This window comes from Moritella sp., assembly GCF_033791185.1.
GTDB lineage: Bacteria > Pseudomonadota > Gammaproteobacteria > Enterobacterales > Moritellaceae > Moritella.
On the sequence record NZ_JASJHF010000062.1, the window covers coordinates 1 to 9,318 of the forward strand.

At 42.6% G+C, this 9,318-nt stretch carries 8 protein-coding genes; 1 reads left to right on the forward strand and 7 read right to left on the reverse strand.

Annotated elements, in window-relative coordinates:
- From QNK26_RS03825 to QNK26_RS03845, 5 genes are all read right to left on the reverse strand, one after another.
- The coding region (locus tag QNK26_RS03825; RefSeq protein ID WP_319220939.1) for a hypothetical protein at window positions 1-1,199 on the reverse strand (1,199 nt) is incomplete at its 3' end.
- 111 nt (window positions 1,200-1,310) lie between these two features.
- A complete protein-coding gene (locus QNK26_RS03830) occupies window positions 1,311-2,939 on the reverse strand; it encodes a BCCT family transporter (RefSeq protein WP_319220940.1) in 1,629 nt (542 codons plus the stop codon).
- Between the two features lie 98 nt (window positions 2,940-3,037).
- Window positions 3,038-4,027: a membrane dipeptidase gene (locus QNK26_RS03835; RefSeq protein WP_319220941.1), complete on the reverse strand. Its 990-nt coding sequence runs from the start codon at window positions 4,025-4,027 to the stop codon at window positions 3,038-3,040.
- A gap of 43 nt (window positions 4,028-4,070) precedes the next feature.
- Window positions 4,071-5,555 (reverse strand): aldehyde dehydrogenase family protein, encoded by a 1,485-nt coding sequence (locus QNK26_RS03840; RefSeq protein ID WP_319220942.1) that lies wholly within the window; start codon window positions 5,553-5,555, stop codon window positions 4,071-4,073.
- A 124-nt stretch (window positions 5,556-5,679) separates the two neighbouring features.
- A complete protein-coding gene (locus QNK26_RS03845; protein WP_413816346.1) occupies window positions 5,680-6,069 on the reverse strand; it encodes a RidA family protein in 390 nt (129 codons plus the stop codon).
- A 184-nt stretch (window positions 6,070-6,253) separates the two neighbouring features.
- Here QNK26_RS03845 and QNK26_RS03850 point away from each other — a divergent pair, with 184 nt between their 5' ends.
- On the forward strand, window positions 6,254-7,138 hold the full coding sequence (locus QNK26_RS03850; protein WP_319220943.1) for a LysR family transcriptional regulator: 885 nt from the start codon (window positions 6,254-6,256) through the stop codon (window positions 7,136-7,138).
- 24 nt (window positions 7,139-7,162) lie between these two features.
- On the opposite strand, the gene QNK26_RS03855 is transcribed toward QNK26_RS03850, so the two are convergent.
- Together QNK26_RS03855 and QNK26_RS03860 are read right to left on the reverse strand one after the other, a co-directional pair.
- The gene (locus QNK26_RS03855; protein WP_319220944.1) at window positions 7,163-7,627 is read right to left on the reverse strand and encodes an NfeD family protein; all 465 of its coding nucleotides are present in this window, start codon (window positions 7,625-7,627) and stop codon (window positions 7,163-7,165) included.
- Between the two features lie 32 nt (window positions 7,628-7,659).
- Window positions 7,660-8,634, reverse strand: a complete 975-nt coding sequence (locus QNK26_RS03860; protein WP_319220945.1) for an SPFH domain-containing protein — start codon at window positions 8,632-8,634, stop codon at window positions 7,660-7,662.
- Between the last annotated feature and the right edge of the window lie 684 nt (window positions 8,635-9,318).

Genomic DNA, 9,318 nt, shown 5'->3' on the forward strand with positions numbered 1-9,318 from the left:
CGACTTTCTAAGACCGCCAATAAATCATTAATACGCTTACCACTCGGCAGGCTTAACGTCTCGTCACAATTCATCTTAGTTTCATAGCTATCGACTAGATCAGGATAGATTTCCATCAAACATGACAACAGTATTTCTTGGGTTTCCAAACTATACTGATCCGCATAATCAACCAGTTCAGACCAGCGATGACTTTGTAGCATCACGGTTTCTAACTTAGCTAACAAGTCATGTAATTCAGTTATTGCCGTGCGATTAAGGCTATCCTGATGTTCATTAATCGTTATTATTTGCTCTAAATGACAAACACCTTTTTGCAATAACTGTTGTAATGGTGCCAATTTGTTTATCGCCACATCACAATTGAGCACCGCAGTTAACGCAGACTCACGTGATGATAACCACTTGTCGACGATACAAGGGTGATTGATTAAGTATGGTGCCATGCCCAGACCTGTCGCATTACCAATGCCAAGGTAGCGCTGTAAATCAACATCTAAACTAACTGCATTATCACCACCTTGTTGATTGGCTAAGTAATGCACCCAATCTAGGCTAAATTCACGCAAGATATATACCGCGCACATTTGCGCACTGAATGATTGGTTAAAATCGTCATTACTCTCAAGCCAGCCAAAATCGGCAATACCAAACTTACCATTGCCATAAACCGCGGTTGTCCGCAGTATATAGCCAACTTCAGCGAGTTCTTTAGCATTAGGCTGCAGGCCTTTTGCCAAGTGTGAAACCAAATGTTCGAACACCCGAACACTTTTATTGGCTCTCGCTAATACCAACACCTTATTTGGATTCCGCCCTGCTTCTTGTAACGGTACATTAGCACGTAGATTGTTAAGTAAATTAGCGTCCACATCACCATAAACAAGTGCAAACGTCACGTCCCACTTTTCGGCTATAACGCGATCATTACGATCTTCATCAGCAATTTCATCACAAAAAATAACTAAGTGATAAACGTGCTCTAACGTAGTTAGTTTATAAATTACGTGACCAAAACCTTGTGGTGATAACTGCCAATCGTGCTTAGTTACTTGCCATTTTTGTTGCGCCATTTTGCGGATCAACGTACGTACAAAACTAATTCGATTTTGATGCATGGCACCAAGTCTTTCTGGCGCCATAACGGTTTTAGGATCACGCATATAAGAGCCACCGCAAATTGAAGGACGAGCATCCATATTATTAACTTCCATTTTAATTATAAGAGTTTTAATTAGGCGGTATGCTCACCGCCTTGCTTCGCATTACTTTTTTACTACTACCGATTTGCTGTGCTATAAACCGACAAGCTATAAACCTTGCTCTTTGGCCATTTTTATCGCGATTTGTGGCGCGTTCCAAAGTGATGGCAATAAGATTAAAGAAACAGGTACCGCAGTAATAACAATGAAAGATTGCAGTGCCGATATTCCCCCTGAGCCCAGTGAAATAAGGATCAAGGCCGTGACCCCCATAATGATGCCCCAGAAAGCCCGAATAAAGGCATTTGGTTCGGCATCACCACTAATCACCACACTGATGGTGTAAGTCATCGAGTCACCGGTTGTAACAATAAAGATCGTGGTCAGGATAAGAAATAGGATCGAAGTGATCATTGGAAATGGTAGCTGTGTGGTTACTGCAAGCAGCGCCCCTGGTAAATTAAAGCCCTCAAATGCAGAACTAACTGACCCCGGTTCTGCAATTTCAAAAGCCAAACCAGAACCACCGACAATCGTGAACCAAAAGCACGTTGTTAGCGGTGCCACAATACTGATGGTGGTGACTAACTGGCGGATTGTCCGACCACGCGAGATGCGCGCAATAAAAATAGCCATCATCGGGCCATAACCTAAGAACCACCCCCAGAAAAATACCGTCCACCAGCTCAACCAGCCTTCATCACCACGGTATGTCGCCATTGGAATGAAATTATCGATCATGCTCCCCACACCTTGGATATAGCCATTAAAGATAAAGTTAGTCGGACCAAACATAAGAATATAAACCATCAGCACACAAGCCAGAATAACGTTGTAGCGGCTGAGCATTTGCATACCACGATCTAAACCACTTAAAGCAGATAGCGTGTATAAAGCAATGGCAAATAAGATAATGATAAGTTGCGTGGTAAATCCATTCGGGATCTCAAACAGAAAATTAAGTGCGTAACTCACCTGCAAACCAAGAAAGCCAATAGGACCAATGGTGCCAGCAGCAACCGCGACGATACAACACGCATCAATCAAGGCGCCTGTGTGGCCAGTTAGCACGCGCTTGCCTAACAGAGGATAAAGCAAAATACGGGGTTTAAGCGGTAAGCCTTTATCATAATGGAGGTGCATAACCACGATAGATGTCAGGCTGCCAACGATGGCCCAAGCGAGAAACCCCCAGTGCATGAATGATTGTGACAAGGCATTCACAGCCGTTTGTTGAATATTATCTTGTGCACCGTACAAAGGCGGTGGACTAACAAAATGGGCAATGGGCTCTGCTGCGGCCCAAAACACACCACCACCAGCAAGTAGTGTACAAAAGATAATAGCCATCCAACGGAAACCATCCATTTCAGGTTCATCAAGCGCACCTAAAACGACTTTACCAGTACGACCAGCAGCTAAACCGATGCCAATCAAAAAGGTTAATAACAACAATATTTGCCAATAAGGACCGAACACTTTTACGGCCCATGAAAATCCGCTATTCACAAGACTCGATAACAATGCTTCATCGTATAATGCTAACAGTACAAACGCGGCAAGAAAACTACCGCTATACCAAAAAGCAGGGTTACCAAAACCCAATTTATCCACTGTAGAATTATTATCACTTACTGCGCTATCACTTGACAAATTTGAAGAGCTTGAAGAGCTTGAGGTATTACTACCGTCACTATCTAGGCCCGCCGCTTTCACGCTTTTGATTACATCTGACATGCTCTGACTCCAGAGGTTTTCTTTGCAATTGCAAAGGTGTATTTACGCCAGCCCTGTCGATTAATAGTGAGCTGGTGTTCTATGTGTCGGTGATGACATTACGAAATAGGCGTTAATCCCTGTTTTAAAAAGTTAAACCAATTTTCACCTAGTACTTGACCAGCTTCAGATTCTGAAAATCCATAACGCATTAAGCCGTTATAAATATTTTCCATGCCCGCGCTGCCACAGAACCAAGGTAATGAATCAGGCCAGCCAGAGTTACTTGCCGACCCTTCACCATAATCCATCGCTTTGGACCAGCGACCATTACGCATCCATTCCAATACGGCTTGCGGTTGATTTAGGCACAGGTCACTGCCAATACCGAGATGATCCACACCGACCATATCAGCGGTCTTTGCGACCATCTGGCAAAAATCGTCTAAGCTACATTGGCTACCATTAGGTAAATGAAATGGGTACAAACTAAAACCCAACATGCCGCCACGTGCCGCCAACGATTTAATTACCGTATCTGATTTATTACGTAACGCTTCAAACGCAAACGTCGGATTAGCATGGCTAATACAGATAGGACGCGACGAAAAGTCAATCGCTTCCAAGGTTGAACGCTCTGCACTGTGTGACATATCAATGATCATGCCCACCCGGTTCATCTCTGCTATTGCTTGCTTACCAAAGCGCGTAATACCGCTATCATGCTGCTCATAACAGCCGGTCGCCAGTAAGCTTTGATTGTTATAAGTTAACTGCATGATTAATAAACCTTGCTGACGCATAACTTCAATCAAACCAATCTCATCATCAATTGATGAACAGTTTTGCGCACCAAAGAAAATACCCACTTTGCCTAGCGCCTTGGCCTTTTCGATATCAGCGACAGAATGAATCGGCATGATCAAGTCCGCATTTTGTTCAAACCTAAGATTCCACTCGGCAAAACGACTTAGCGTTTCACGCGCGGTTTCGTGATAAACAATCGTTGCATGAACAGCGGTAATACCACTGTTTTTTAATGTCTGGAAATATTCTCTATCCCAATTGCAATACTGCAATCCGTCAATAACAATCCTTTGGCTATACATACCGACTCCTTGCTTGTCATTCATTTCGTGACTATGTAAAAAGTTAATAAGCGCGTTGGTAACCGGTTTTAACCACGGTGTAGAATTCTTTTGCGTATTGGCCTTGTTCACGAGGACCAAAGCTTGATTCTTTACGGCCGCCAAACGGAACATGGTAATCAGTACCGGCTGTTGGTAAGTTAACCATCACACAACCGGTCTGCGCTTGTTGCTTAAACATGGTGCTGGTGCGTAAGCTTTGCGTGATAATGCCGCTGGTTAAACCAAATCGCGTATCGTTAGTCGTGGCAATAGCTTCATCAAGATCAGCAACACGGATCACGCAGGCCATTGGGGCAAACACTTCTTCTTGATTCACTGACCAACTATTCTGGGTATTAAGAAACAGTGTAGGCGACATATAGAAACCTTCATGCTCTAAATGCAGGCGTTCTCCACCAAAGGCCAATTCAGCACCACTTTGACGCGCCGTATCAATCCAATCAAAGTTAGCATCTAACTGCTTACCATCAACAACAGGCCCCATGAACACACCGTCTTCGAGTGCGTGACCTACTTTGAGATCACTCATGCGTTTGATCAGCGCTTCAACATAAGCATCATGAATACCATCCATCACCACAAGGCGAGAAGAAGCGGTACATTTTTGGCCTGCACCTGAGAAAGAACCAGCAATAGTGGCTTCAACAGCGATATTAATATCAGCATCATCAGCGACAATTAATGCATTTTTGCTGCCCATTTCTAACTGACAGCGCACAAAGTTCGGCGCGGTTGCCGTGGCAATTTTACGACCAGTGTCAACAGAACCGGTAAAACTGACGCCGTTCACTTGTGTTGAATTAATTAGTGCATTACCCACTTCAGAACCACTACCAAGTACTAGGTTAAATGTTCCTTCAGGCAACCCTTGACGATGGATAATTTCAGTTAATGCCACAGCACTGGCTGGGGTTAAATTGGCTGGTTTCCAAATAACACTGTTGCCAAATGCTAATGCAGGGGCTATCTTCCATGCCGCTGTCGCGGTTGGGAAATTCCACGGTGAAATAATCGCAATCACACCAACCGCTTCACGTGTCACTTCAACTGTCACACCCGGTCTTACTGACGTTGCGTTATCACCGATTTGGCGCAGTACCTCTGCAGCAAAATACTGAAAGAACTGACCCGCACGATAAATCTCGCCACGACCTTCTAAAAATGGCTTGCCTTCTTCACTTGATAGTAACCGACCAAGTTCATCACAACGTGCAATTAGCTCATCACCAATACCTTGCAGCACTGCTTGTTTACGTTCTAGTGGGGTTTTTTCCCACGTTGGTTGAGCCTGCTTTGCTGCCGAGATAGCTTGTTGCACTTGCGCTTCATTAGCTTGTGCAAAGTTGCCTAAATTTTGACTGATATCTGACGGATTAATGTTAGCAATAGTACTAACACCGGCTTGCCATTCGCCGCCAATATAAAGTGATCTTTCTGCTTGCCATTCACCACCGATATGTAGTGAGTGCTGTGTTTTAGTTGTCATTCGACTTTCCTTGTTTCGGCTATGCGTTATTTTGGACTGTGTTCGTTAAATTAGATCATATTCGTTAGTATAGTTCGTGTTTGGCTTACGTTTCGCTTGTCTATAACTTACCTATAGAGCCGACTTAATCGTCATTGACTGCAGCGTAAACCACCAGCTCTACCAGCATTTCCTCACGAGCCAGTCCCGCGACGATTATTGCGGCGCGATTTGGATAAGGGGCGTTGAAATATTCGGCATATAGTTTATTGACGGTGGCGAGATATTCACGATCAGTCACGTAAATTAAGACTTGCAGAACTGAATCAAGAGATTCACCAGCACATTGCAAAGTATGCACAAGATTATCAAGTGTTTGGCGGGTTTGGGCTTCAATGCCACCAGCAACAACAGTGCCTGTTTGATCAATTGGTATCTGCGCTGTATATAACGTGCCATTATTTACAATAGCCCACTCAAGCGGTGCTTTAGACGCGAAGAGTTCAGTTTTTACTGGGTAACTTTGAGTTTTCATATTCACATCCATTTTGTAACAGCTTTGTTTCAATGTTGTGAATATTGCCAGTTGACTCTTGATAAATCTAACGGTAAATTCTGTGCGTTTGATAAGAAAAATCTATCACCCCACAAAAGTGTGATCGCAACATACTTTTTATCAAGAAACGCTTTATCACAAAATACCTAATAGGCTATTAAATATGGATATTAAAATACAACAGCTCCGACACTTTGTTTTAGTCGTCGAAGAAGGTGGATTTCGCGCAGCATCTAGTCGTGCTAACCGTTCTCAGGCCGCGCTATCGACTTCAATCAAAGAACTGGAACGCACGTTAGAGCAACCACTTTTTGAGTCTGGTAATAAATCGACACTCACGCCTTTTGGTCATATCTGTTTACCAAAAATCACTAAATTCCTACATCTTTATAAAGCATTAGATAACGACCTACGCGCTGCAGCAGCAGGCCAACAAGGACGCGTACGGATTGCTAGCGTGCCATCGGTAGCAGCAAAACTGATCCCTAATGTGCTGGGGCGATTTTGTAAACAATACCCCGATGTGGAAGTGAGTTTGATTGATGATAATGCCGCAGGTGTTGAAGCTAGGTTATTGTCTGGTGAAGTTGATTTAGCGTTGGGTAACTGTGCGAACTTAAACGTTAACGCGATTAATTTTACCCCGTTGATTTCAGACCCCATTGGCGTTGTCTGTTTAAAGGATAACCCTATAGCGAGTAATATTAACGGCGTTGAATGGCGGGAGTTATTGGAGCAAGCATTTATTCATAATGGTACTTGTACCCTGCTAGAACCAACTCCAGCAAGGGTTCTGATTGAAAAAGCACTTTACTCTGTCGAGAATATCACCTCTTTATTCTCCGTATTAAAACTCGGAATAGGTATAACCACACTGCCTAAATTGGCCTTCCCCAGTAATGAAACTGATTTAGTGTGGCTACCCCTTGTCGACCCCCTGCTAGAACGAAAAATGGGTATTTTTCGACTGGCAGAACATACTATCTCTCCTCAGGCCCAAGCTTTTTATGATTTGTGTATAAAGCACCTCATCTGCTCGGATGAGTGAATCGTTGATAAATCCATCGAGTGTTTACTCTATGATCAAAACATTACCATCGACAGCCACAATTTTAGCCCGTATACCGACATCAATAACGTCGACCTTTGCGGTATCACTTAAACGTGCATTCCAATTAATGCCAGAATGACGAACTTTGCCACCGTTGATGGTCACCGATTCACTGACAGGAACGGTTTGACCAATCATATCACTGCTAGTATCCGAGACAAACTTATTGCCCTGAAAATTCTGCAGCGGCTTCCATAACAGTAAAGCCGTGACAGCAGATAAGAGTCCAACCGATAAGACTTCAAGCTCCCAGCCTTGGATTATGCCGACACTCACCAATACACCAGTGAGCAGACAGCCAAGACCAAAGAACAGTAGCGGTCCGCTTAAGCCAGTAACGCTCAACTCAACAAGCAAGGCAATCGCACCAATTACATAAAGCAATTGATCGTGATTATTCTGTAAGTAGTCAATTAATGTATCCATTTAGTAAACTCCATTGATGGACGACAAAGCCACTATTCAGATAACTTTAGTGCACTTGATACCGCAATTGCTTGAGCAACTGTATTACCGATATTATCACTGGTTTTACCATCGGTTAAAATAACCGAACCTTCGGATGCAATGGCTTTGTGCGCAGCAATCGCATCTTGCGCGAGTGTTAAACGTACCGCTTGCTGGCCTTCACTGGTAATGGCAACAGCACCAACAACATGCAGGGCTGAAGAATCGGCATCTGCCACTAATCGAATTGCTTCTGCCTTACCCGTTGCTTCTAATATTTGTGATTCTTTACTTGCTTCAGCTGCCAGTACTTGCTCTGCTTTAGCACCTTCCGCATCCAGTACTCGCGCTTGTTTCAAACCTTCAGCTTGCGTGATAGCGGCAGTCTTAACACCTTCAGCCGTAAGGATCACCGAACGTTTTTCACGTTCTGCTGCCATTTGTTTTTCCATATCTTCTTTAATTGAAATCGGCGGAGTAATATCTTTGATCTCGTAACGTGTCACCTGCACACCCCAAGGCTGAGTCGCTTCTGTCATTGACGCTAGGATAGAGGCATTAATGTTATCTCGATTTTGAAAACATTGGTCAAGTTCCATTGAGCCGATAGCATTACGCATTGTTGTTGTAGCCAGCTGTACCACAGCTAATTTATAGTCGGTGATGTTATTCGTCGCGGCAGCCGCATCGATAACTTTCATAAATAAAATACCGTCAAGTTCCAAGGTAATATTATCTTTGGTGATGGCCAGTTGTGAAGAAATGTCCAACGATTGCTCTTTTAAATTACGATCTGCAGCGACACGCTGTATAAAAGGAATAATAAAGTTAAGCCCTGCTTGTAATGTGCCGCTGTAACGTCCGAAGGTATAAATAACATAACCTCGGTTTTGCGGAATAAATAATACGCTTCTTTGAATGGTGAAGATGACGACCACAGTGATCCAAAGCCACGGGGTTAAGAGTATATCAATTGCAGTATTCATAAATGCGCTTCCTTAATGATTAAAATAAAAATACTTTTTAAGTAATAGCTTACATCGAATTTAAATAAAAAAGATATAATTAATAATAGGATAAATGATTACCGACGATGAGGCAGTGTTTATATTAAATTATCGTTGCGGTTTTAATGTTTACCTCAAAAGTGTGACCTAAAACTATAATGTTCTTTATACTTCTTGTCGTAACGGCCCCGAGCTTTAGCTGTATAGGCTCGTTTATTCCCCGCTAACCAATATGGTGCTCGGAAACGTCAATATTGGTGGCTAGATCGAAACTAAAAATGACCAACTGGACTTAATAAAGCAAGATATTAGTTAATCGATGCCATCTGCTCTCCACTCAAATTTTCATCATATAAACAAAGACATAAACTTCATTCTATATCAAATCCGCATCAAAAAATAAACTTTAGTATTAGTTTACCCACCCCCTCTAAGCCAAATAAATGACCAATAATACGACGAGTTAATCCTTTAAAATTAACAGAAGCATTAAAAATTTCATCGTAAAGTTGATGGTTGAATACTTTGTGAATCCAATACTTAATACATGTAACACGATGTTGATTAACAAAACCACAACGTTAATCAACAAGGTATCGATGTTACCTAACAAAAAATGAGTCATAAAAGGTACTGATATGGCAAAGCAATCAAGTGTAAATA